General features: G+C 47.9%; 22 protein-coding genes. 8 read left to right on the top strand and 14 right to left on the bottom strand.

The genetic code is table 11. The features are described 5' to 3' along the window. Positions 1 to 86 precede the first annotated feature (86 nt). A complete protein-coding gene (locus ACFQ3W_RS01795; protein WP_379316008.1) occupies positions 87 to 4,478 on the bottom strand; it encodes a cadherin-like beta sandwich domain-containing protein in 4,392 nt (1,463 codons plus the stop codon). A 416-nt stretch (positions 4,479 to 4,894) separates the two neighbouring features. Between ACFQ3W_RS01795 and ACFQ3W_RS01790 the strand changes: the two genes are divergently transcribed. The 3 genes from ACFQ3W_RS01790 to ACFQ3W_RS01780 are packed head-to-tail and all read left to right on the top strand — an operon-like array spanning position 4,895 to position 6,476. Next, positions 4,895 to 5,395 carry a phage tail protein gene (locus tag ACFQ3W_RS01790; protein ID WP_379316005.1) on the top strand — a complete coding sequence of 167 codons (501 nt, stop codon included), beginning with the start codon at positions 4,895 to 4,897 and terminating at the stop codon, positions 5,393 to 5,395. A 20-nt stretch (positions 5,396 to 5,415) separates the two neighbouring features. Continuing rightward, positions 5,416 to 5,913 (top strand): phage tail protein, encoded by a 498-nt coding sequence (locus ACFQ3W_RS01785; RefSeq protein ID WP_379316003.1) that lies wholly within the window; start codon positions 5,416 to 5,418, stop codon positions 5,911 to 5,913. A 20-nt stretch (positions 5,914 to 5,933) separates the two neighbouring features. Beyond that, positions 5,934 to 6,476, top strand: a complete 543-nt coding sequence (locus ACFQ3W_RS01780; protein ID WP_379316001.1) for a phage tail protein — start codon at positions 5,934 to 5,936, stop codon at positions 6,474 to 6,476. 121 nt (positions 6,477 to 6,597) lie between these two features. Here ACFQ3W_RS01780 and ACFQ3W_RS01775 read toward each other — a convergent pair whose 3' ends face one another. The 10 genes from ACFQ3W_RS01775 to ACFQ3W_RS01730 all read right to left on the bottom strand — a co-directional run bounded on the left by ACFQ3W_RS01775 (position 6,598) and on the right by ACFQ3W_RS01730 (position 18,807). Further along, the gene (locus ACFQ3W_RS01775) at positions 6,598 to 6,795 is read right to left on the bottom strand and encodes a hypothetical protein (protein ID WP_379315999.1); all 198 of its coding nucleotides are present in this window, start codon (positions 6,793 to 6,795) and stop codon (positions 6,598 to 6,600) included. Positions 6,796 to 7,049: 254 nt separating this feature from the next. Beyond that, entirely contained in the window at positions 7,050 to 8,162 is a 1,113-nt protein-coding gene (locus ACFQ3W_RS01770) for a carbohydrate ABC transporter permease (protein WP_379315997.1), read from the bottom strand. Positions 8,163 to 8,166: 4 nt separating this feature from the next. Continuing rightward, a complete protein-coding gene (locus tag ACFQ3W_RS01765) occupies positions 8,167 to 9,228 on the bottom strand; it encodes a carbohydrate ABC transporter permease (RefSeq protein ID WP_379315996.1) in 1,062 nt (353 codons plus the stop codon). Between the two features lie 167 nt (positions 9,229 to 9,395). Continuing rightward, positions 9,396 to 10,826, bottom strand: coding sequence for an ABC transporter substrate-binding protein (locus ACFQ3W_RS01760; protein WP_379315994.1), 1,431 nt, complete (start codon positions 10,824 to 10,826; stop codon positions 9,396 to 9,398). A 418-nt stretch (positions 10,827 to 11,244) separates the two neighbouring features. After that, the gene (locus ACFQ3W_RS01755) at positions 11,245 to 13,986 is read right to left on the bottom strand and encodes a glycoside hydrolase family 2 protein (RefSeq protein ID WP_379315992.1); all 2,742 of its coding nucleotides are present in this window, start codon (positions 13,984 to 13,986) and stop codon (positions 11,245 to 11,247) included. Positions 13,987 to 14,000: 14 nt separating this feature from the next. Continuing rightward, complete coding sequence (locus ACFQ3W_RS01750; protein ID WP_379315990.1) at positions 14,001 to 14,840, bottom strand: carbohydrate ABC transporter permease; 840 nt, start codon at positions 14,838 to 14,840, stop codon at positions 14,001 to 14,003. Positions 14,841 to 14,856: 16 nt separating this feature from the next. Then, complete coding sequence (locus ACFQ3W_RS01745) at positions 14,857 to 15,738, bottom strand: carbohydrate ABC transporter permease (RefSeq protein ID WP_379315989.1); 882 nt, start codon at positions 15,736 to 15,738, stop codon at positions 14,857 to 14,859. 78 nt (positions 15,739 to 15,816) lie between these two features. After that, positions 15,817 to 17,148: an ABC transporter substrate-binding protein gene (locus ACFQ3W_RS01740; RefSeq protein WP_379315987.1), complete on the bottom strand. Its 1,332-nt coding sequence runs from the start codon at positions 17,146 to 17,148 to the stop codon at positions 15,817 to 15,819. 217 nt (positions 17,149 to 17,365) lie between these two features. Beyond that, entirely contained in the window at positions 17,366 to 18,253 is an 888-nt protein-coding gene (locus tag ACFQ3W_RS01735) for an ArsR/SmtB family transcription factor (protein WP_379315985.1), read from the bottom strand. Positions 18,254 to 18,390: 137 nt separating this feature from the next. Next, complete coding sequence (locus ACFQ3W_RS01730) at positions 18,391 to 18,807, bottom strand: hypothetical protein (RefSeq protein WP_379315983.1); 417 nt, start codon at positions 18,805 to 18,807, stop codon at positions 18,391 to 18,393. A gap of 165 nt (positions 18,808 to 18,972) precedes the next feature. Between ACFQ3W_RS01730 and ACFQ3W_RS01725 the strand changes: the two genes are divergently transcribed. Genes ACFQ3W_RS01725 through ACFQ3W_RS01715 form a run of 3 tightly spaced genes read left to right on the top strand, consistent with a single transcriptional unit; the run spans position 18,973 to position 20,599 of the window. Beyond that, on the top strand, positions 18,973 to 19,347 hold the full coding sequence (locus tag ACFQ3W_RS01725; protein WP_379316365.1) for a PadR family transcriptional regulator: 375 nt from the start codon (positions 18,973 to 18,975) through the stop codon (positions 19,345 to 19,347). Then, positions 19,347 to 20,033, top strand: coding sequence for a permease prefix domain 1-containing protein (locus ACFQ3W_RS01720; RefSeq protein WP_379315981.1), 687 nt, complete (start codon positions 19,347 to 19,349; stop codon positions 20,031 to 20,033). The genes ACFQ3W_RS01725 and ACFQ3W_RS01720 overlap by 1 nt, the downstream gene beginning before the upstream one ends. Continuing rightward, positions 20,030 to 20,599, top strand: a complete 570-nt coding sequence (locus ACFQ3W_RS01715; protein WP_379315979.1) for a DUF4825 domain-containing protein — start codon at positions 20,030 to 20,032, stop codon at positions 20,597 to 20,599. The genes ACFQ3W_RS01720 and ACFQ3W_RS01715 overlap by 4 nt, the downstream gene beginning before the upstream one ends. Positions 20,600 to 20,647: 48 nt before the next feature. On the opposite strand, the gene ACFQ3W_RS01710 is transcribed toward ACFQ3W_RS01715, so the two are convergent. From ACFQ3W_RS01710 to ACFQ3W_RS01700, 3 genes are all read right to left on the bottom strand, one after another. Then, positions 20,648 to 21,073, bottom strand: coding sequence for a hypothetical protein (locus tag ACFQ3W_RS01710; protein ID WP_379315977.1), 426 nt, complete (start codon positions 21,071 to 21,073; stop codon positions 20,648 to 20,650). Positions 21,074 to 21,165: 92 nt separating this feature from the next. Next, positions 21,166 to 21,387, bottom strand: coding sequence for a hypothetical protein (locus ACFQ3W_RS01705; protein ID WP_379315975.1), 222 nt, complete (start codon positions 21,385 to 21,387; stop codon positions 21,166 to 21,168). Continuing rightward, on the bottom strand, positions 21,336 to 21,680 hold the full coding sequence (locus tag ACFQ3W_RS01700; RefSeq protein WP_379315973.1) for a sigma-70 family RNA polymerase sigma factor: 345 nt from the start codon (positions 21,678 to 21,680) through the stop codon (positions 21,336 to 21,338). The genes ACFQ3W_RS01705 and ACFQ3W_RS01700 overlap by 52 nt, the downstream gene beginning before the upstream one ends. 179 nt (positions 21,681 to 21,859) lie before the next feature. Between ACFQ3W_RS01700 and ACFQ3W_RS01695 the strand changes: the two genes are divergently transcribed. Beyond that, entirely contained in the window at positions 21,860 to 22,072 is a 213-nt protein-coding gene (locus tag ACFQ3W_RS01695) for a hypothetical protein (RefSeq protein ID WP_379315971.1), read from the top strand. 239 nt (positions 22,073 to 22,311) lie between these two features. Beyond that, positions 22,312 to 23,316, top strand: a complete 1,005-nt coding sequence (locus ACFQ3W_RS01690; RefSeq protein ID WP_379315969.1) for a CobW family GTP-binding protein — start codon at positions 22,312 to 22,314, stop codon at positions 23,314 to 23,316. Positions 23,317 to 23,479: the final 163 nt, after the last annotated feature.

Genomic DNA, 23,479 nt, shown 5'->3' with positions numbered 1-23,479 from the left:
TCTTCAATGAAGAAGGCGACCGGCTTTAAAGTTAGTTCTTCCTATAGTTTTTACATTCCATAATCATTTGGAAACTGTACAATGCTTTAATCTATTAAACCCGCTGCACGCAGCACGCGCTCCACCATCAGGGCCGTTTCAGCTCGGGTCATTGCTTGGTTTGGCATCAGCTTGCCCTGGTCCCCGACAACAATGCCTTCACGAATTTGTAAGGCGGTAGCTTCCCGCGCCCAAGGACGAATTTCCGACCGATCCCTGAAAGTGGACAGCAAGGCCTCCGTCTCTTCAGGGGTTAGACGAACTTCATGCCCCGTAAGCTTCAGCGCTTTGACCATGATGGCCATCGCTTCCTGCCGAGTGATTGGGTTCTCCGGACGGAATTGACCGTTGTCATATCCTTGAACTAACCCGTAAGAAACCCCAATCATAACAGCATCATGGTACCAGCCGCTTTCCTTGACGTCGGTAAAAGTGGCTAAGTGGTCCGAAGATTGCAGACCGAGCGCACGGACGAGCATCGAAATAAATCCTGCACGCGAAATGGACTGATTCGGGGCAAAGTTGGCTGTACTCACCCCCCTAACGATGAGACGCGAAGCGAGATTTTCAATACTCTTTTGCGCCCAATGCCCTTTAACATCTTCAAATGTTTTACGGTTGTCGATGACGGTGTATTTACCGTTCGTCAAACTGTTAATAACCGCCACATACCGATCATTTTCTTCCTTGACGACGGTTGGAACATGCCGCAAGCTTCCATCCTGCATCACAAGCACACTGGTAGTAAGATGGCTGCGGTTCGTCCCTTTATTCACGTAAATTTCCCGCTGCACATACCCGTTGAACGCTTGAATTTCTCTGGTCTGCCCTCCGCTCGAAAGCATCAGCGAAAAGTCGACCCATGGAACCGTCTCTGTTAACGAGCGGCCCGCCGCCGTATTTTGTCCCGGAATGCGTTTCATTTCCAGACGTACCTTGACATCCTTCAGAGAAACGTTATTCCCGAGTGAACTGATGGCGCCCTTCCAATCGACAAGCTGTATCGGAAGATTGTATTTTCCAAACTCCGAAGCTACGCTGACAACTGCCTTCTTTGCAGCGAGCGTCTCCAGCAGCGAAGCGCCGAACTCGAAGCCAACCGCATCCGATTTGTTTAGAACCGGGGCATAAAAGGTAACTCCTGTCTGCGCCGAGCTCGCCTTTTTCAACATAGCCAAATCATCTGCGACCGCGTCCGTCGATTTCAAACCGTTCTCAGTTTTTACTCGGCCACTGGCCCACTTGTTTCCTTGATCATCGATAAAGCTTAACTCATCTTGATCCGTAGGCTGCTTCGGTGAAGTCGTCGGTGCGCCGCTCGAAGGATTGCCGCTCATTCCGCCTCCGCTGCCTCCCGTACCTCCGTTCCCGTTGCCTTGATCACCGCCACCCTGCGGCGCGGAGCGTGTTACGGTAATGACGTATTCCTTCGTCTCGCCACGCAAAGCCTTTACCCGGATGACGATCGGATTGTCCCCAACCTTTATTCCCACAGTGATGGGAGTTCCGTTTGTTGCCGGATGTCCATTGACGGTAAGTGAAGCAGAAGAGTCAGCCAACGTTGGGACAAAGCTTATACTGTCCACCGTATTTGCCACAGATGTGGCATAACGCGTTATCCCTGGATCAAAGGCCGGACTCAATGTTCCGGCGCTTAGCGTCAAGCTGATTAAATCCGCATTGCTTGGCAAATCCGCCCGGGCTATTTTCAAAATATAAGTATTTAGGGTTCTATCTGCGGCCGTTATTTCAATCGCAACCAGGTTATCTCCTACAATTAACGGGATTTCGATTTCTTCACCGCTGTTTATCGTTTGGTTATTGATTTTTAAATGGGCCGTTACGTCGGCCAGTGTAGGAGTGACATAAACGGCATATACGACATTGGTTACAGAAGCTGTATAATCGCCATGGTCCGGTGAAAAGCTTGGCGACAGCGCTGCTCCTCTCAGCTCCAGCTTGCTCAGCAAAGCGTTACTTGAGGCCGCTCTCGTCACCTCGATCGTATACGTCCGGGTTGTTATTCCGTTCGCTGCGGTTACAATGATCGGGACGATATTCGACCCGACCTTGAGCTTAATCGGCTGTGATGCGTTACCGTTACTAACGACCTCTCCGGCTACCGTAACTGTTGCCGCCCCCTCCGCCAACGCTGGTGTTACGGTAATGGATTCCGTAGTATTGGGCACATTGGCACCGTACGATAGCTTCTCCGGCTCAAATACCGGGTTCAGAGTGCCTTCACTAAGTGCCAAGCCTCTTAACGTGGCATCGTTGGATTTCGCTCTGAACACCGTTACCTTGTAGGTTTTAGTTGTTCCATCCTCTGCAGTAACTTCAATGGAGATCGTATTGTCTCCAACATTCAGTTGAATTTGCTGCGAGGCTGTCCCGCTCGTCGCATCGGCACCGTTTACCCTGACCGTCGCCATACTGTCCGCCGTGGTTGGTGTCACGGCAATCGATGTCACGCTATGATCTACGTTTACCGTGTAGTCTGTTCGACCTGATGAAAAATCGGGATTAAGCGCTCCGGCGCTTAGGGTCAAGCTGCTCAAATCGGCATTGCCCGATTTTGCCCGCGTTACCTTTAACGTGTATGTCTTTGTCGTTACTCCATCCTCAGCGTTAACTTCAACGGTTATCACATTCTCCCCAGTAGACAAGGCAATCGCCTGCGATGTCGCTCCACTTGCTACCTCTGTAGCGTTTACGGTTATCTTGTTCACGGCCAAATCGGCCGCCACTGGACTTACAGCAATGGATGTTATGTTATTGAGTACATCCACTGTATACGTCTGCGTTCCCGATTGAAATACCGGATTTAGTGCCCCGGAGCTGGTTGACAGGCTACTTAAATCGGCATTGCTTGACTTAGCCCTCGTTACAGTAATCGTATACGTCTTCGTCGATGTTCCATCCTCAGCCGTTACAACTACAGGGATCACGTTCTCGCCGGTATGCAATGCAATCGCTGGAGATGTGGCCCCACTGGTTACCTCGGCGTCCTTCACCTTGATTTTCGCTCCCGGATCTGAAGCCGTCGGTGTGACCGTAATGGAAGCTGTGCTGTTGTTTACCTTCGCGGAGTAATTGAACGAATTCGAATCGAAGGCCTCTTCTTCAAAAGGCCCTGAGCTGATCCCCAAATTACTTAGCAATGCGTTGTTAGATGGTACCGCTCGAGATACTGTAATAGTATAGCTTTTGAGATCTCCATTTTGCGCCGTAACATCAACCTGGATGTTATTTACTCCGACGGCTAGCGGAACCTGCTTCGCGATTTGATCCGGTACCGCAGCCCCATTGATCTTTATGGTCGCTGATGGATCAACCAAAGTCGGTGTAACTTCGAGCATCGAGACCGAATGACTTACGAAAGAAGAGTAACTATTCACTCCAGGGGAAAAGGACGGAGCCAATGTTCCGTGGCTCACTTTCAAATCGCTCAACCGGTTCTCCCCCGATGAAAAATACGTTACAAGCGCACCGCCCATACCGACGGCAACAAATCTTCCTCCTCCAAAAGAAGCATCTAAAAATTCCGACGCTCCGTCCGCATATTCAGTCGTCCATTCATCGCCATTATTTGAACTTATGATGTAGCCGCCGTCGCCAACAACCAAAAATTTATTTCCGCCAAATGTTACTCCGTCCAGGAAATTCACATCGGTAGATACGGCCTTCCACGTAGCTCCGTTATCCGAAGATGTGAGGAGGGCCTTTCCGCCTACAGCAACAAACTTTCCATTGCCATAGTCCACCCCGTAGAGAAAGTCAGCTGTGCCTGATACTTTTGAGGTCCATACCATTCCATCAGGGGAGGTGTAAATAGCGCCTTTGTCACCTACAGCAACGAACATCCCGTTTCCGTAAGCTACCCTGTACATAGATGCGTTTCCAAAACCAGACGATGCACTACGATCCGTCCAGGAAACCCCGTCCGGGGAAGTAAGAAGCGTTCCGTTTTCCCCTACAACAACAAAAAGTGATCCGTTATAGGCGATTCCGTCAAGCTGATTATCCGATACGGACCTTTGCTCACTCCAGTTTTCCCCGTCTTCGGAAGTAATGACAAGCCCACCTGCAGGCAGGACACTGTTCTCTCCGACAGCAATCCACCGATTGTTTGCAAAAATAACATCAAATAGATACCCGTTATTCAGATATTTTTTCGTCCAGGTAATCCCGTCGGTTGAAGTAATGTAGCTGGTTTTAGATACTGCAACCCAGTGTCCATTCCCATAAGCGACGCCAAACAGATCAACGTTCGTATTAGAACTGCGCATTTCCCATGCCCCTGCCGCCTTGGCGTCTTGAATCCAAGTCCAATTCCCTATACCGCCAGTCAGACCGATCACTAAGCCAAGCCACAATAAAAACAGCGAGCGAAACTTATGTAGGCCCCCTGCGTTGTTCAATCTCCTTTTTCCATTCATAACATCCCCCCTCTAAAAATAGGACTAAAAGTCTTCATTTGTACCCATCATCTTCTTTCCATTCCCAAGTTGTCATGACCATTATATAGGAGAAAAATCCTATTATCATCAAATAATTCTAAAATTGGCCATGATATTATGATATATTTGAAAATAAGTATGAAAAACCACATATCTTGTCGGGGAGGTAGATACTTCTTACGCCAGTAGTAACTTTGGAAGACAGTCCATTTTTTATTAGCCTCACAATATTTGCACCTCGATGACCTATCTCTGCCTCAGGAATATCGGTATCAAGGACTAGGTACCCAACTTCTACCAGATCTGCAACATTGCCAACTTCCTCATCCCAGAATACTCAAACTACCCTCAGCTTGAATGGTATATTTAAACAAACTTTATAGAGGTGATAACTCATGATTGAGCCTTATCTTGGTGAAATTCGAATGTTTGCTGGCAACTATGCCCCCTCGGGGTGGGCTTTCTGCAATGGTCAGCTGCTTAGCATAGCGGAATTCGATGCTCTTTTCTCTTTACTGGGAACAACTTACGGAGGGGATGGGATGACTAATTTTGCTCTTCCCGACTTGCAGGGACGTATTCCGATTCACCCAAGTCCAAGCTATCCGCAAGGAAGCAAAGGTGGGTTTGAGCAAGTAACGTTAATCTTGAACCAAATGCCTAGACATTCCCATATTCCTAATGCAACAACCGTTCCGGAAAGTCCGGTTTCCCCAGACAACAAGATTTGGTCTTCTTCTCCCACGACCAGCTTCACTACAGGCGGGACGCTAGTTAACATGAATCCGCAGCTTGTAGGGCTGGCAGGCGGGAATCAACCCCATGACAACATGATGCCCTCTACAACAATTTCTTTCATTATTTCTCTATATGGTGAATATCCGAGTCCTAACTAATTACAAAGGAGGTTCTTAAGATGCCCGAACCCTATTTAGCAGAAATCAGACTTTTTCCAATCGGTTACACCCCCAAAGGCTGGGCTCCATGTGAAGGACAATTGTTGCAAATTAACACCAACCAGGCTTTGTTTGCATTACTCGGCACTGCCTATGGTGGGAACGGAACATCTACATTTGCTTTGCCGAATCTGCGCGGACGGGTCCCAATTCATACTTCTACATCACATTTTCTTGGACAAGCCGGTGGGGAGGAAAATCATACGCTTACCCTTAACGAAATCCCGGCCCACTCTCACCAAGTAAGTGCATCCGCCAATCCTCCAGTTGCCGTTGCTCCCGCCGGTAATGCATGGGCCAACCAGCCGAACCAATTTGGCTCCGCATCATCCATCGTAAAGATGGACATTAGCGCTATTTCATCTGCAGGCAACTCTGCAGCGCATCCTAACATGCAGCCTTTTTTGGCACTTCAGTTCTGCATCGCTATCACGGGAATTTTCCCCCCACGAAGTTGATACAAAGGAGATGGATATGAATGTCCGAGGCATACACAGGTGAAATTAGAATTTTCGCAGGAAATTATCCTCCCGCAGGTTGGGCATTTTGCAATGGCCAGTTGTTACCCATCGTGCAAAATACGGCCCTCTTCTCCATCCTGGGCGTTCAATATGGTGGGGACGGCAAGACTAATTTTGCACTTCCAAATTTGATGGGAAGGGCCCCGATGCACCAGGGGGACGGCGCTGGTCTTACACCGCGAAGCTTGGGTGAACAAGTTGGAACCGAGTCCGTCACACTCCTCATCAACGAAATCCCTACGCATACCCATGTTGCGCAAGCCGTTGCTGCTCCCGGCTCAAGTAACCAGCCGGATAATCACGTATGGGCGGAAACACCCAAAATAGGTCGACCAGGCAAAGAAAAGCAGGAGCCGTTATATGATGCAGCCGTCAATGCCAAGCTTAATCCTGCAGCCCTTGATCCTGCCGGCGGAAGCCAACCGCACAATAATATGCAGCCTTTTTTAGCTCTAAACTTTATCATTTGCCTGCAAGGAGAATTCCCGTCGAGAGGCTAACCTGCCCCTTACTTCCTCTTAACATTTATTTAGATTGCAGAGCCCGGCCCATGCGGTTGGGCTTTTCTCACTTGGAACAGAATGCTTCCAAAAAAAAGAGGCCGCTGTCCGAATTTTTCGGTTACAGCAGCCTCCTGAATATCATGAGGATCGGCTTCAAAAGAGAGAATCGCTTCTTTCCTGGCAATGCCTGCTTTTGCATCGACAAAGACTTCATTTTTCGTATAAGCCTCATCCGTTCTCCCCTATTACATTTCTCTATTTCTTTACGGAGATCCTCAGCGCGCTGTTTGGCAAGCTCCAGACTGTCCATGTACATAAACATTTCACTCCTTGTCTTTCTACTTTAGACCAATATAATCCATTTTTGGAAACTTGATTTTTGCTTCCTTACAAATCATACTACCTTTATTCTTGCGGCGTAAGGGTACAAAACACCTTTATTTCTTTTTTCCAGCTGATTTTTTTAGCCATATGCTAAGAACGAAAAAAAGACCTCCTCCACAGGTGGAAAAGGCCGCATGAACCACATATCATCACAACCCGTCTTCTGCCGGCCAATTTCTTTCTGCTTTATCCCTTGATCGATCCTCCCATCAAGCCTCGGACAAAATATTTTTGCAGCAGGAAAAAAATCGCAAGCGGCATCAGCATCGATATAAATGCTGCCGAGGTAAGTAAATGCCAATCGTTGCCTCGGGAGCCGACAAGATCTGCAATTTTCATTGACATGACTTGAACATCCGGTTGATTGCCGATGAAAATGAGCGAAACCAAATAATCGTTCCATACCCAAAGGAACTGAAAGATGCCGATGGATGCAAGCGCAGGAACCGACAAGGGAAGGATCAAGCGGGAAAAGATCGTAAAATGGCTCGCCCCGTCCATAAAGGCCGATTCAAACAGATCCTTCGGCAGTTGGCTGATAAAGTTGTACATGAAGTAGGTAACGAGCGGTAGGCCAAATGCGGTATGGGCCAGCCATATCCCTAAGTAGCTGCCGTTCAGCCCAAGCGAGGTGTAATCCTTCAGCACCGGAATAAGCGCTACCTGCAGCGGGATGACCAGCATGGCGATGATGATGACAAACAGCGTTCTCCGCCCCGGAAACCGCAGCCATGAAAAAGCATAGGCGGCAAAGGAAGCAATAAGTATCGGAATCACTGTCGACGGCACGGCAATGGTCAGCGTGTTCCAGAACGCCCGGGACAAGCCGGTGCCTTTTTCCACCTTTTCGCTGCCGTCCGCCTGCTTGAGCTTATACGTTTTGCCGGACAGCACATTTTGGTAATTGTCCAGCGTCAGCTTTGGCAGCAATACCCAGCCCTGCTCCTGCACGTTTATTGTGCGCGCACGGCGATTTTCCCAAAGTAGACGGTGCCCGTCCTTCGTGGCTGCCCCGGCTTTGAGCTGCTCGTCGCTGTACATTTTGCCGTTCACCACAATCGGTTCCCGCAAGTCGATCCCCTTGGGCAACTGAATCGTTTCCCCACTCTTCCATTCCCGATGCGGAAATACGTTCCACCAGCCCGATTGCAAAATGTCCGCCGCCGGACGAAAGGAGGAAAGGAACAAACCTAATGTGGGGATGAGCCATATTAAGCAAATAACGCCGAGGGAAAGATTGACGATCAGTTTACCGCGTTTTGCACCTCGCCGCCCAGGTTTGACGTATTTCTCGCTCATCAGCTTAAAATCCCCCTTGCTTGCGGAACTGCCGCACATTGATCAGGATGACCGGCAAAACGGCGATCAGCAGCACGATGGCCAGCGTCGATCCGTATCCGAAATTGCGATACATGAAAAACTGCCGATAAAACTGGGTCGCCACCACTTCCGTTCCGTATTGCCCGCCTGTCATGACCATGACCACATCGAAAATTTTGAGCGTAAACACGATGATCGTCGTCGTGACGGTCAGAATCGTCGTTTGAATATACGGAATCATAATCCGGAAAAAGATGCTCACCTCACCGGCCCCATCCACCCGTGCAGCTTCCAATATATCCTCGGGAACGCCTTTGATCGCCGCCGAAAAAATGACCATCGCAAAGCCGGTTTGCATCCAGATCAGGATGAGGATAAGGAAAAAATTGTTCCATGGCTGGATCATGCTCGTCCAAGCCTGCGCCTCGCCGCCAAGCGCCGTAACGATCGCATTAAGCAGACCAATCTGCCGCTCACCCGGTTGGTAGTAATAGACGAATTTCCAGATGACCCCCGCCGCGACAAAGGAAATCGCCATCGGCATGAAAATGATCGATTTGGCGACTTTTTCATAGCTGCTCCGGTCCGCAAGGATCGCGATCAGGAGGCCCAAAGCGACACAAGCCAGCGTCCCCACGAACACCCACAGCAGATTGTTGCGCAGCGCCGTCGCCATCAGGCGGTCGGTGAAGATCGCCGCATAGTTGGCCAGACCGACAAACGTTTCAGACGAGGCGTTGAAGAAGCTTAAGTACAGCGTCCGAACCGCAGGGAGCACAAGCAGCCAGCCGAGCAGCACGACCGCCGGCCCGATGAACACGTAGGGGAGTACTCTTTTTCGAACATGCTCAGGATATTGCTCCACTGCCCAAGTAAGGGTGTAATAGAGCGAGTACACTCCGAGGACACCCCAGAGTACAGCAAGAACTGCTGTAAGCAGCGGGCTCAACGCCGAATCGCGGAAAAACATAAAGATGGAGCCGTGAACAACAACGTTTGCGACCAGCACGACAGCAGAGATCAGCCCGGCTCTAACGCTTACCATACGCCTCGCTTGAGTATCCATGAGTTTGATGCTCCTTCCTTCATAGAAAGTGGTGTACGTACAATGTAAAAAAAGGGGCCGCTTGCCTTTGGCTTGCATCGGCTCACCCCCCCCCCAAAAAACTTGTGCGGTTTACTTTTTACCCAGCTGCATGACCTTTGCTTGCTTTAATTGTTCCAGCCGGCTTGAATTTGCTTCAGAGCCTGATCTAAGTTAGCAGTTCCACTAACATAGTCGGTCATGCCCTTCCAGAACGTGCCGGCGCCGACTTTACCGGGCATCAGATCGGAGCCGTCGAAGCGGAGCGTCGAGGCATCCTGCACGAGTTTCGCCATCCGCCGGTCGGCATCGGTCGTGTACCAGTCGAGGGAAGCGTCCTTCATCGGCGCAATCACGCCGCCGGACTGCACCCAGGTTTTGATCGATTCTCCGGTCGAGAAAAACTCTATGACGGCGCGAACCTCCGGCCGGTCGTTAAACATCGCGTAGATATCACCAGCTACCAAGACGGGTTTGCCATACTTTTCGTCGATCGGCGGCAAGTAGAACCAATCGTAATCCTCGCCCACCTTGGCGGTTTCCGGGAAGAAGCTCGTGATGAAATTGGCTTGGCGGTGCAGCCAAACCTTCGGCGGATTTTCAAACATCGGAGCCGGAGCATCGCCAAAAGCGGTGGTTACAATCGACTTCGTGCCTCCGTAAACATAATCCGGGTTCATCCAGATTTTTGACATGACTTCTACGGCATGCTTTACTTCCGGAGACGTAAACGGCAGCTCCCCTTTCACCCATTTATCGTAGTTTTCGGGGGAGGTCGTTCGAAGCATAATGTCTTCAATCCAGTCCGTAGCCGTCCAGCCGGTCGCCGCCCCACTTTCGATCCCGATGCCCCAAGCCGCATCGCCGTCTTTGGCAATTTGCTCCGTCAGGGCCATGAGTTCTTCCCAGGTTTGCGGAACCTTATATCCGGCCTCCTCAAAGGCTTTTTTCGGATACCACACAAGGCTCTTGACGTTGCTGCGGTTCCAGACGCCAGCCATGATTTTTCCGCCTTTTCCGTCCATCGTCGCCATGTCGAGCCAGCTTTGGTTGTAATTCGCCTTCAGCTTGGCCTGATCCAAGATTTTCGTTAAATCGATGACCTTCCCGGTTTTAGCCACCGAGGCGAGCAGTCCTGGCTGCGGAAAGTCTGCAATGTCCGGCGCGTTCCCGCCATCCACCCGGATGTTGATCGTCGCCTCAAATTCTTTGGAGCCCTCGTACTGGATATCAATCCCTGTCTTGCTTTCAAAATCTTTAATGCTGTTTTCGAACTTGACTTGGTCGGCATCCGAAAACGGTCCGAACATCGTCACCTTGGTGCCTTTGTACTCCCCTTTTAGCGCCAGCTCCAGCGGTGACCCGGTTGCAGTTTCCGACTTTGTGCTGTTTTCTTTGGTCGGTTGACTCTCGTCTGTGTTTGCCTTTTGCTGATTAGTTTCAGCGGCCTTGGGCTCCGGATTTGCCGCGTTATTGCCACCGCCGCAAGCGCTAAGCGCCATGATGAAGGTTAAACAGCACACCAGCAGCAGCGAAAGACGTCTGGCTCCTTTTTTCATCGCTTACATCCCCTTCGATTTTTTAGAAAAAGGTCTCATCTTTCTTGTATGCGCTGCCAATTTGATCTATTCTTGTATCTTTGCTAATAGCCCCGGACTGCCGCGAAAATAAGGGAATTTTTTGGCCCTATTTCTCACTTTTGAGCCCTTTTGAATAAAATAAGGGAATTTTTTGGTCTTATTTCGTTACTGGAGCCGAAAAAATAACCATTTTGCCGCTATTATCAAAAAATAGGTACATAAAATTCCCTTATTTATCCGTAAATGCTCGTTTTTCTCAAAATAAGGCCATTTTTTGTACCTATGTTCCTACCATGAGCACAAACCGAATCCTCCACGCATACAAAAGGCCCGGACTTCATGTCCAGGCCTCCATTCCCCCTATCCAAGGGGCGTAAACTTACTATTTATCTCTAATTCAAGCCTCTTCTTTCACCGTACACTTCGCAATCAATGAATGAATCACCTGTGTAGCGATCGGATGTTTTCCATAATGATCCTTCAGCTTCCAGGTCGTTAGGGTAAGACTACCTTCTGCGCTTCTTTGGATGAGCATAGATGCTCCGGCCTGTCCGATCCACCCTTGAAAATACCCCGAAATCACCTGACTAGTCTCCACAATGCCTTCATTCCCGAACATATAGACGACCCGGCCTACCGTCCCGCCCAGCTTATTATAATTGCTTAAAGGCACGATGTACTCCGGGAATAGCCCTTCCATTTCCCAGCCCATTTCAGGATGCACCGGAAGGTCATCGAAATAACTCGAATCCACGTAATTAAATGAAGATGTTCGATCCCAACTTTCACCCTCAGTAAGCTCCCGAAACGTAAACTGTCCTTTCTCAGGAAGAGAATCGCCTTCCTCCGCAAGAAACAGGACATGTCCGCCGTTCCGGTAATAATCCAGCACCGTATCATCCAGCCGCGAAGTAATGACCAACGCCGGGGCTTCAAGCTGATCCACCACGATTAGCCCATTGGTCTCAAGGGAGGATTTGAACCGGCTGTCCATCCCATACGCACATACGAGGAGCGGAGGCATTTGAACTTTCGGCGTGAGCGTCAATTCCTCCTCGTTCGAAGCGACCACTTCGCCGTCTAACTCCAATGTTAGCTTTAAAGTGAAAAATGAAGCCTTCGGCACCGGAGGAACAGCAAATTTAATAGCATCCGTCAGTCTGACAAAGCCCTTCTCACCCTCATGAATTGCGATGCTGCCCCGTACATCTGTATTTGCAATTTTCCAATGCAGTACCCCATCTAAATTTCGTAAGTCATTATTGACGATGACCGCATCCCAAGCCTGCTCCTCTCCAGACCAGAGGTTCCGCTTCACTTGATCCGCCATAACGATCAGGCTTCCGTTAAAATTCGACGCTCGGTCAAACCCGGCTTTTAAGTTACGATTATAATCCATCCAACCGTTGGTTTCCCATTCGATATCCGTAAATTCGGTCACGACGTAACCGCTAATTTGCGGACGCTTGCGCATCTCTTCAATCAACTGTTTGACAGCCCGGAGCATTCTCCGCTGAGAGCAGATTGACAATTGTTCAAAATCTCCGAATATTCGTTTCAATTGATACTTCTCAAAATTAGCCAGTGCCATGAGTGGGCTCTTGAAATCTTCACGGTGTGTGTCATCGCCCAAATTTTGAAACCATGAAGGCATTCCGCCATAGTACTCGAACATTTTTTGAAGGCTGGGTAAACCCCATACGCCAAACTCGGAGACGATGATCGGCTGACCCTGCGGCTCGTGGCCTGCAACAAAGTTTTTTTCGGGATTGCCAACCATATAATCGTCAATGTCGGACTTCCATTCCTCCGCCTGCTCGGGAAGTACGAAATAACGGTGGTAGTCGTTAATGTCCGTCTTCACATGAATCCAGCCGGAGTTATCGCAAATGAGCCGCGTTGGGTCAAGCTGCTTGATCTCGTCATACAACTTCTTCACATGCTCCTGCTTCTCGGTATCATTGGCCAAGTCCCATTCGAGACCCCATTCTTCGTTATACAAAGACCAGATGACAATCGAAGGGTGATTGAAGTCGCGGTCGATCATACCCACAAGCTCGTTATGAAATCTTTGTCTGCTTTGCTCGGACCATTTCACCACATTCGGGGTTTCCGCCCAAATCAGCATCCCCATACGATCGGCCCAGTAAAGATAGCTGGGAATTTCCACCTTGATATGCTTGCGCAGCAGGTTAAACCCCATTTGCTTGGCTAAGCTAATTTCCTTCTGAATCCATTCCTCCGATGGTGCGGTGTAAATCGTATCCGGGTAAAACCCTTGATCGAGCGCCCCCCTTATATAAAGAGGTCTGTTATTGAGCAGCAGCTCTCCGTCCTTATACTCTATCTTTCTCATGCCAAAATATGTGCTGATTTCATCAATGACCGCACCGCCCTCATCCCTGACTGTCGCGATCAAGTCATAAAGATGAGGATGCTCAGGAGTCCAAAGAATCTCATCCTGAATAGGAATGATATGCTGCGCTTTCCTTTCAGCCCCGCTTATCACTTCGTGTATAATGGGCTGCTTATGCTGCGGATTTCCATGATCCATTACCGCGTACTCTATGGTTAAGGCTTCCCGAGGGTCGGCAGATAGTACAAGTCGCGTTTCCACGTGCCCTTCATCAATATTCGGTAAAATATGAACATGCCGGATAAAACATTCCGAACGCAGCTCCAGAGCAACGTCCTGCCAAATCCCGCTAATGCGCGTGTACCAACTGCCCTGCTTGCCAATCGGAATTTCCGCATTATCCTGTGGATCAAACACCCGAACCGTCAGACGATTCATATCTCCTTTATTCATGTAAGTCGTCACATCAAATTCAAAAGGGGTAAAGCCGCCCTCATGCTCACCGATAAAACTGCCGTTCAGCCATACTCTGGCTTGAAAATCCACCGCTCCAAAGCACAAATACACATGCTTACCCGGTGGTATCTCCATAGGGGCAAATTGCTTCTCATACCATCCGGTTCCGCAATATTGCACATATTCCTCCTCACGCTGCCAGATATGAGGAACTTCTACCTGCCGCACTTCGGCCAGTCCATTCTTGTACCAAGCTTCTCTTTCTCCTTGATCCTTAGGGTCAACTTGAAACTTCCACCATCCGTTTAAGCCATGTTTCTCTCTCATATCCTTCTCCTCCATTACTTGATCCCTGTCATTGAAATCCCTTTAATAATGTGCCGCTGGAACAACAGGAAGACGAGAATCGCAGGAATGCTCGCAAGAACATTTGAGGCCATTGGCACGGCCAGATCTGTGGCAAAAATACTTTGGAATGTAGGAATCCCTACAGGAAGCGTCATCATAGACGTTTTCTGAGCGACGAGCAATGGCCAGAGCAGGTTGTTCCACGACTGGATAAAAATGAATATACTCACCGCTGCCATCGAACTAGTAGATAACGGCCAAATCATTCTCCACCAGATTGTGAACATATTCGCACCGTCTATTTTTGCCGCCTCAAGCAGTTCGTTCGGAAGTTGGTCGATAAATTGCTTCAGAATAAGGAAGGCGAGCGGCAGCATCATGCCAGGCCAAATCAAAGCATTGTAGCTGTTCGTCCAGCCCAAGCCCTTGATCATATCAAACAAAGGAACAACAATCGATTCAACGGGGACCATCATCCCCGCCAAGATGAGAGCAAATACAAACGTCTTTCCCTTAAAATCGATTCTGGACACGGCAAAAGCGGCCCACGAGCTGAATAATACTGTAACGCCTGTCTGTACAATCCCTACAATGACACTGTTTAAGGTCCATCTCCACATCATTGCGGTTCCGTCCGGTTTTAACACTTGAATAAAGCTATCGAGCGAAAATTTCGTCGTAAACAGTTCCCCCAGCACAGTGACCGTTGACCCAGGCTGCTTAAATGCAGCAATGATCATCCAAAGCAATGGAGCGACCATAATGAGGGCTAAAGCATACCCGATCAGATAAGCCCAAAAATTAGCGTCAATGATTCGTTTTACGTGACCCATGCTTTTTATCACCTCTTTAATGGTTTCTACTCATCATCAGTTTGTATTGAATCAAGGAAACGATCGCAATCAGGAAAAACAGGATGAAAGATACCGCTGCGGCGTAGCCCGTATCCCACTGGCGAAAGGCAATTTGGTAAATGTAGTGGACTAGAGGTGTCGTAGACGTACCCGGGCCGCCCTTGGTAATGAGCCAGGTTTGACCAAATAGTTTAAAGGAGGCAATCGTCTGCAGAAGAATAACCAGTGCCGTTACTCCCCTCAGCGAAGGCATGGTAATAAAACGAAATTGTGCCCAGCGGCCCGCACCATCAATAGATGCTGCTTCATATAAATCTTCCGGAATTTCCTGCAGTCCGGCCAGAAAAAGGATCATGTTGAATCCGACCGTCCACCACAGCGTAGCGATCAGGATGGATAACCACCCCATCCCCCAGCTGCCGAACCAGGAAATTTTCATCGTCGTTCCTAATGAATTTAACGTTTCCGCAATCAGTCCGGTTCTGGACTGCAAAATAAACACCCATATACTCCCTACAACAGATACGGAGAGCATGTAAGGCATGAAATAGATGGTTCTAAGAAGGGTTCTGCCCCTCAACTTCATATTGATCAATATCGCCATGGCAAGACCCAGGATGACGATGGATGGAGTCGAAATCAAGATAAAATAAAGCGTGTTCCAAAATGCGCTCCAGAACTTGTCATCACTCAGCATGTACCGGTAATTATCCAGCCCTATGAAGGTTTTCTTGGCTCCCAAGCTGCCGGAGGTCAGGCTCGTCAGAAATCCCTTAATGATCGGGTATATCCAAAACGATAGATAGAGCAGCAGAAAAGGGGCTAAAAAGGCCAGCGCAGTCAAGTATTTTTTAAAGCTATGGCTTCCGGATCTCAAAATTGATCTCACTCCTTCAAATGGAGCGAAGATACTGGATATCCGCATGAATACCCAGTATCCTCCCCACTTGCTAGATTATCGGCTCATCACTTTTTCAGCATTTTTCTGTGCATCAGCCAATCCTTCATCTACAGATTTGTGACCGTAGTTGATTTCCACTAGTGACTCAAGAACCGTATCATTGACAGCGCTAAGCTTTGGCGTATCAGGCATGTATTTCACGTCGGCCATAACCTTGGTGGCATAACCTGAGCGATAAGGCATCGCCTTAAACTCTGCCGACTCCAGTACGGCCGGCTTCGATGGAACGTGGCCCGCTTTTGCCCACATCACGCCGTTGTCTGCCAACCAGTTGGCAAATTTAACAGCCGCTAGTTCCTTATCCTTATTGTCCTGCTTCGGAACGATGATCGTATGCGAATCACCCCAAGTGGCAGGCTGAGAATAGATCTGCGGGAACGGAGCTGCTACCGCGTCCAACGATTTTTCACTTTCAAAGTTGCCGGTTGCCCAAACGCCCGTAAAAGTGACGGCGGCTTTCGAAGTTTTAAACATATCATAGCTGTTGTCTCCGATATCAGGCAGCATCAGCCCTTTATCGATCCAGCTCTTCAGCAAATTCATCGCCGTTTTGCCTTCAGGCGTATCGATGGTCGGTTTACCATCCTTCATATAAGTTCCGCCTTGCTGCTGTACAAGGGCGTACCAAGTCCAATACGTAAAGACGTTGTTCGTCCCAATAACCATTGGCGAGACATCGGACGGAAGTTTTTGCTTCAACGTTTCCAGCATTTTCGTGAAGCCTTCTGCCCCGGGTTCCATCTTGATGGTTCCATCTGCATTCAGCAGACCTGCATCTCCGAGATATTTTTTGTTATAGAACATAATTAGTGCGTGAGTATCCAGCGGAACGGCAATATGCTGGCCATCTCGGATGACGGAAGTTTCTTGATTTTTCCCATAGGTAGACCAATCGAGACCGGCTTGTTTGGCCAAATCGTCAAGCGGCTCAAGCATGCCGGTAGGAATTAGTTCAGCCAGGTGAGAGACGTGAGATACCGCGACATCCGGTGCGGAGTTTGATGCAAGCGAGGACAGGAGCTTCGGATAGTAATTTTCCCAGTTGTTGTTCATGAACTCGACTTGGATTTCTTTTTGCGATTCATTGAATTTCTTCACCATGCTCTCCATGTATTCCCCATCTGAACCGCTAAAAGGCACCCAGTAATTCAGTTTGATCACATCTTTGCTGCCTGTGTTGCTTCCGGCAGTGCTGCTGGTCGTTCCACCACCATCTTTGGAAGCGCCTTCATTTTTCTGTGCCGAATTGTTCCCCCCTGAACATCCGCTCATTGCTAAAGCAAAAACCATGAGTACAAGAACCACAAGCGACATAGCTTTCTTCATCTAGCTTATCCTCCTTATACAAAAGATTTTATTGACAGGTTTATTATAACTCCTTTATTTGTTATATATCAATATAATTCGTAATAAAAAATAAAAAAATGTTTTTTAAACGTAAGACTAGCCATTTTTCGGTGAATTTACAGCAAAAAAAAGACAAAACCAGCGAGAAAAGGAGACTCTCCTGTGTTTTGTCATATGTTTTATTGTAACAAAAACATCAATAGTACACATTCATGATGATACCCTGCCGATAATTTCCGAAGTTCGTGCCGAATAAGTTGAGCCCCCCGGCATTAACCGCATCCTTTTTGACCTCAAACCGCAAGGAAATGAACGGCCGTTCGTTCAGATTTAGGTCACCTATGGTCACATCGGAAAACTTGACCCCATCAATAAAGCAGCCCTCGGCGTTAATTTTCCAATGCTTCAGCAGTCCATACTGCGTGAAATAGATTTGCCACCACTCCGGAGTATTGAACCCCCGTTCCCCCCCAAAATCGCCCGGTGATGTCCATGTGCCTATTTCCTTGTCATTCACATAGACCGTAATGTCCGATGGCCAATCCAGCTTGTGATAGGGCGCTTCCGAGCAAAGCTCCGCGCTGAACTGAATTTCCGTGGCAGTGTTCCCGTATGGAATCCGGTTGGGATAGCGATACTCCACGTAGCCAACCCGGAAGTATAGCAGCTGTGCTTCCCTTCTTCTTGGCTCATAGAAGGACCGCGGATCGTCTTGAATGCCGATATAGTCGGTTTCACTAACCAGTCCGCAGCTTGGTTCTGCTTGACAGTCCACGTATTCTCCGATTGGCATGTCGATCGTAATGACGTTTTTATCCTGTGCCGTATCACTTGAGAACAAATCTATAATAATCCGGTCGTAATTTTTGGAGTTCACCTTCTGTGTTCCCCGCCCAGGCACCAGTTCAGTAACAATAAGATTTACATCCTCCAGCTTCTTGACATTAACGGCCGTCGTGGAGAATGGTAGGCCCAGCTTTTCCGAAAGTTCATTTACGTTATGTGGACCCGTGCTTAATATTTTCAAGATGTTCATACGGTGTTCGTTAGCAATCACTTTGCTAATTTCAACCGCTTCATCCATAGATAGTTGCAGAACTTTTATGACAAACACCTCCGTTTTATTACAACTTTATATATAATAATAACAGAAAAATGCCCCTTTTAAAACTGGCTAAGCTGTACCGATCATGTTATAGGCCATTTTCTTTCGCCGAATCTTCACTTTTTCCTTTCAGGGGCAGGTTTCCATTTCCCCCATGCCAACAGCTTCTGTTCAATCGCTTCCTTGTGCCAGTAACGGTCTATGATCACCATATCGACTCCATCAGTACTGCCACCATCTGCAGCTTGAGCCTGGTCCCTAAAATAGAGCTCAAGCAAACGGTCGAATTCGGCGTTGCTTAGGTCACTTAGCTTAGAGGTTAAAATCACCGCATCCGGGCGGCAACCATTGGAAGTTTGCCCCATGGCGCTGCCCTGTTTACCGTTTGGACGGGCGTTCTGAGCCGGATGAAGAGCGCGTAGCACCTCGCGAAACATATAAATAGCCGTAGCTGCGCCCACCACAGCGATCAATATAGCGACTAATATATTTTTATATCCAATGGCGGAAAGTGCATCCATGAATTTTGACATTTCTTCTCCACCCGTCCTATTCTCGTTCATAACTATAAAGATATGCAATGTTTATCTTATTCTATTATAGCCCCTGGGGAAAGCTTGTACTGAACTACCGTTACATAGTAAAAACAAGATTACATTGACACACATAGTAATATGGCGTACATTGTAATTGTCTTTATGCATGAACATAACGAGGTGAATTCTTTGAATGAAAGCAGCAGTATCAGCCGTGACTTGATTCGCGGCCATATCGATACGATTATTCTTCGCGTGTTGCTGGAGGGGGATAATTACGGATACGAGATCATGAAGGCCATTTCCAGTATTAGTCAAGGTCAGTATGAGCTGAAGGAGCCTTCACTATATACCAGCCTCAAGCGGCTGGAGTCGCAGCGCCTAATAGAGTCCTACTGGGGTGAGGAAAGCCAGGGAGGGCGGCGCAAATATTACCGGATTACACCTGCGGGGACCGACACTTACCGCACCAGTTTGTCAGCCTGGAAGACAGCGCGTGTGCTGATAGATCTCTTAATCGAGAAACAGGAGGGATAATGATGAATCCATTGCAAAAGCATGTGGATCGCTTGTTCGCAAAATATACGCTAACCCCGCAAATTCGCGAGATGAAAGATGAAATCCTCGGTAATCTTGAAGCCAAGGTCGCGGATCTTACGACGAGCGGTATGAAATATGATGAGGCAGTCCGGCAGGCAACAGCCAGCCTTACCAGTGTGGATGGATTGATCGACGATCACCGGAACATCTACATAAGCCGCTATCGTCTGGAGCTCGTACAAACCGCGTTACTATATTCGCTCATACTTTGGATTTTTACGATTCCGACGAGGCTCATTGATCAATCGCTGCTTAGCTACCAGCTGCTGGCAGTTGTTCTGGTCATCGCTATTATTTATCTGGTCCTGAAGAGTATTTGGAAAAAAGAAGCCTGGAATTATACTAAGCAGCGCAATCTGAAGAACGCCAAGCAGATTTCCCGATGGGGCTGGCTCGTTTGGGGACTTTTTATCCTTATCTTCTTACTTGCGCTTGCGGCACTTGATTTTGGAAGCAACATTTGGTTTAACCGTCAGATCAAAATAGACGGCCCCTATCAATTCGCCCAAATAGGCATTAAGTTTGCCAAGCCCTTTCTGACCATCTTCATCCCGCTTATGCTTCAAGCCTCGGTTCGACTGATGCAGAAGCACGAGGCTGTAACGGAGGAATTCGGGCAATGAAAATGCGAAATATTTGGATTATCGGTCTGTTGATATTCGGACTGCTTTTATTTGGCTGGGTAGAGGGGGCCGCCATTCCTCATATGAAAGCACAAGAAGATCAGTATAACCATGAACAGTTAAGTCCCCTGACGCATGACATCAAACGGACCGAAAAGTCCAAAACCAAGTATATGGGCAGCTTCCCCAAAGTCGCCGGTGTTTTTTCTTCGCTCCCGTTAGGCCCTATAAAGACGTATAAGCTTGATTCGGATGCGCTAACCGTGCAGTTAAATATGGAAGGCTCCTATAGTACAAAAAAACAGCAGCAGGAGGAGACAAGTCTAATTTACAGCGCTACCGCTGCCTTCCGGTATATCGACAACCTAGAAGCCGTTATTTATTACTTCGAGGATGTGACCTATAAAGTGAAGCGCTCTGATGTGGAGAAATGGTACGGCGCAGCATGGGAGACCTTAGACGATAACCAAACGGTCTGGAAAAGAGAGGTTCAATCGAAGCTGGCGAATGAGTCCTATGTATCAAAGGCCATGGACAGCTTGTTTCATCAGGCAAAGCCTTTGTAACGATGGCACCGATAAATTAAGGGCTCGGCAGTTGCCTAGCCTTTAATTTCATTGGCATCCATGATTTCTTCTGAAGTCATCGATATTTTCCATTCGGGCATAACCAGGGTCACGCTCAGTCAGCAGAAAATACGATCCCAATATTTTAACATCATTGAAATATACAACCGCATCAATCTTCTCTTTGGAGCAAGCTTCTCTTAATTTATACCTGGATCTAAAAATTTCAGTTCCATTCTTCGCTACCTCTAAATTAATGCCTAAATTTCGATACGAAGCCTCTACCTCTGATGGAATAGGGAGATGAACACTCACTCGATTTTCTTTTATCCCTTCAATACTCCATCCATGAGATTCGATAAGTTTCCTGTGTTCTTGAGGTATAGGATTAATAAACAGCTTTAGCACAACAATAATTGCCAGCATAAGTATAACGCCTATACCGCCAAATATATATTTTGATCGTCTTGTCATTATAATTACCTCGCTTTAGTTTGTAAGCGTATGTTAATAACGCCGATGTCTTTACCCATATAAAAGTCCCCTGATCCCAGGGGACTTCTCTACTAATCCTTCTGCTCCTTAATCATCTCCAGAAACTCCAGAATGATATCGGAAACAGCATCTTCTTCGGCCATATGAATATACTTGCTTATATGCAAAATGTCACCCTTAAACAGCTCAATCAGCCTTAACGTCGACTCCGCGTCATTTTGTTTAGCCTTATGGAGCAAATTCAGGAACTCATCATCATCCGGGACAACTCTTTGATCATCTTTCGCTTCCATTTGTTCACCCCTTGCTGACTCATATTCAGCTCACGGGCCACTTCCCCCTCTGTTTTGTCCTGCAGATATAGCTTGTAAATGATCGTTTTACCCGTCGAGGAGGGAAGGGCATTAATCAACTGTCTCACAACGATTTTGTTATCAGAAGATGAGGTGAAGCAGGTTACGGCTGGCTCGACTCCATTGAATGAACACTCCCGCTTTCTTACAGCTTTGGCTTTGTATTGAACCCTCCAGGCGATCCGATAAACTTCCTTTCGATATTGCTCGTACACGGTTTGCTGTTCTTTCAAAACTACCTCCCCCTTCCATTTTCATCTTCTATGTTTAGGGAAATTCAGAGGAACAATTTACAACCATAATTATTATAAGTACTGATTATTATAACATTTTTTCTAATTATTGGTTGTTTAAGTATCCTTGGATTTGCCCTATATAGTGAAGGGCCCAATAAGCGAAGGAGGTAATAAGCATGCAGGTGACGGATATTGTGTCAATGGTTGCCAATGTAGGGTTTCCTGTTACGCTTTGCTTCATCTTGATCAAGTACGTTCTGCAGACCGTAGGCGAAAAGCTAGACAAAATGGAGGCTTCTTTACGCACCCTTTCTGAAGAGGTTCATCACCTTGACGAGCTTTCAGACGGAGAGCAGGCAACGACAGCTACAGCTACATCAAAAAAATGAGCCCGCTCTATGAAAATTGTAAATGCAAGACTTACCACAAGCAGCATCTGTTGAAAGGTTGTACAGAGGGGCGGGTATAACCGCCCCTTATTTATACATATTCCTGCTGTGCCCGTTTTAGAACACCCTTTGACAAATCGATGAAAAAAGTTCATAATCAGTATCAAATCGTAATATTTACGATTTAGTGACAGTTTTTTACCATCTACTTTATCTATTTACATGGAGTGTGATATCCTATGTCAGCAATCCCTGAGGCTGATCCCCGCATTCCCGTGACGGTACTTACCGGTTTTCTCGGTGCGGGCAAAACCACCCTACTGAACCATGTACTTACAGCGAACCATGGTCAGAAAATCGCCGTCATCGTCAATGAATACGGCGAGGTCGGTATCGACAATCAACTTGTTGTCGGAGCCGACGAAGAGATTTTCGAGATGAACAATGGCTGCATCTGCTGTACGGTACGGGGGGATCTCGTGCGGATTTTAAATGATTTAATGGACGCCAAACTAGGAAAAAGCAGCGGCCGTACGGCTGACTTCGACCGCGTGCTGATCGAAACTACCGGGCTAGCCGATCCCGCGCCGGTAGCCCAGACATTTTTCCTCGATGAAGAAATCGCGAATTCCTTTAAGCTGGATGCGATCGTCACCGTCGTTGATGCCAAGCATGCGGAGCAGCACCTGGACGATGGGCATGAAGCACAGGAGCAAGTCGCTTTTGCCGACGTTCTGCTAGTGAACAAAACCGACCTCGTCACTGAGGAGGAGCTTCAAAAGCTGGAGCATCGCCTACATATGATGAACCCGGCGGCCAAGCTGTATCGGACGCATCAGTCGAATATCGACATCGACCGGATTCTCGGTATCGGTGCGTTTGATTTGGACAAGAAGCTGGAGCTGGATCCGGACTTTCTGGAGGAAGAGGATCATGATCATGACGACGAAGTGATGTCCGTCTTTTTCCGTGAGGAGCGACCTCTCGATCTTGAAAAAGTCGAACGTTTCCTGCAAGCCTGGCTGGTTGAGCACGGCATGGATACATTCCGCTATAAAGGCGTGCTAAATATCAAGGGCGTCAAACAACGTGTCGTATTCCAAGGCATCCATATGCTGTTTAGCTCTTACCCTGATCGTGCTTGGAAACAGGACGAGCCCCGGCGCAGCGAATTTGTCGTAATCGGCCGAAATCTGGACGAGAACTGGTTCGCAGAGCAGTTTGCGGGCTGCGTTGCTGGCTAAGCCGCTGGATAACGATATCACCGCTCGGTGAGGGCTGTCCGGTCATGGATCGGCCTGTTCCCCACCGGGCGGTCATTATCCAAATAAGTCTTTAAGCGAACTGAGAGAGCTAAATGCAAAAAGTGCATCTAAAAGGAGCAAAATAACCCATAAAATTCAAATT

This window comes from Paenibacillus puldeungensis, from assembly GCF_042678945.1.
Classification (GTDB): Bacteria; Bacillota; Bacilli; order Paenibacillales; family Paenibacillaceae; genus Fontibacillus; species Fontibacillus puldeungensis.
Note: the sequence above shows the minus strand (reverse complement) of the source record. Positions and strands in the feature narration are given on the sequence as shown.

Coding starts and splice junctions, on each gene's coding strand:
- ACFQ3W_RS01725 (WP_379316365.1), top strand. CDS start 18,973: ATGCATGAACATAACGAGGTGAATTCTTTGAATGAAAGCAGCAGTATC.
- ACFQ3W_RS01690 (WP_379315969.1), top strand. CDS start 22,312: ATGTCAGCAATCCCTGAGGCTGATCCCCGCATTCCCGTGACGGTACTT.
- ACFQ3W_RS01770 (WP_379315997.1), bottom strand. CDS start 8,162: ATGAGCGAGAAATACGTCAAACCTGGGCGGCGAGGTGCAAAACGCGGT.
- ACFQ3W_RS01785 (WP_379316003.1), top strand. CDS start 5,416: ATGCCCGAACCCTATTTAGCAGAAATCAGACTTTTTCCAATCGGTTAC.
- ACFQ3W_RS01705 (WP_379315975.1), bottom strand. CDS start 21,387: ATGGAAGCGAAAGATGATCAAAGAGTTGTCCCGGATGATGATGAGTTC.
- ACFQ3W_RS01710 (WP_379315977.1), bottom strand. CDS start 21,073: ATGACAAGACGATCAAAATATATATTTGGCGGTATAGGCGTTATACTT.
- ACFQ3W_RS01715 (WP_379315979.1), top strand. CDS start 20,030: ATGAAAATGCGAAATATTTGGATTATCGGTCTGTTGATATTCGGACTG.
- ACFQ3W_RS01765 (WP_379315996.1), bottom strand. CDS start 9,228: ATGGTAAGCGTTAGAGCCGGGCTGATCTCTGCTGTCGTGCTGGTCGCA.
- ACFQ3W_RS01735 (WP_379315985.1), bottom strand. CDS start 18,253: ATGGATGAAGCGGTTGAAATTAGCAAAGTGATTGCTAACGAACACCGT.
- ACFQ3W_RS01780 (WP_379316001.1), top strand. CDS start 5,934: ATGTCCGAGGCATACACAGGTGAAATTAGAATTTTCGCAGGAAATTAT.
- ACFQ3W_RS01695 (WP_379315971.1), top strand. CDS start 21,860: ATGCAGGTGACGGATATTGTGTCAATGGTTGCCAATGTAGGGTTTCCT.
- ACFQ3W_RS01755 (WP_379315992.1), bottom strand. CDS start 13,986: ATGAGAGAGAAACATGGCTTAAACGGATGGTGGAAGTTTCAAGTTGAC.
- ACFQ3W_RS01730 (WP_379315983.1), bottom strand. CDS start 18,807: ATGTCAAAATTCATGGATGCACTTTCCGCCATTGGATATAAAAATATA.
- ACFQ3W_RS01750 (WP_379315990.1), bottom strand. CDS start 14,840: ATGGGTCACGTAAAACGAATCATTGACGCTAATTTTTGGGCTTATCTG.
- ACFQ3W_RS01795 (WP_379316008.1), bottom strand. CDS start 4,478: ATGAATGGAAAAAGGAGATTGAACAACGCAGGGGGCCTACATAAGTTT.
- ACFQ3W_RS01790 (WP_379316005.1), top strand. CDS start 4,895: ATGATTGAGCCTTATCTTGGTGAAATTCGAATGTTTGCTGGCAACTAT.
- ACFQ3W_RS01740 (WP_379315987.1), bottom strand. CDS start 17,148: ATGAAGAAAGCTATGTCGCTTGTGGTTCTTGTACTCATGGTTTTTGCT.
- ACFQ3W_RS01775 (WP_379315999.1), bottom strand. CDS start 6,795: ATGTACATGGACAGTCTGGAGCTTGCCAAACAGCGCGCTGAGGATCTC.
- ACFQ3W_RS01760 (WP_379315994.1), bottom strand. CDS start 10,826: ATGAAAAAAGGAGCCAGACGTCTTTCGCTGCTGCTGGTGTGCTGTTTA.
- ACFQ3W_RS01720 (WP_379315981.1), top strand. CDS start 19,347: ATGATGAATCCATTGCAAAAGCATGTGGATCGCTTGTTCGCAAAATAT.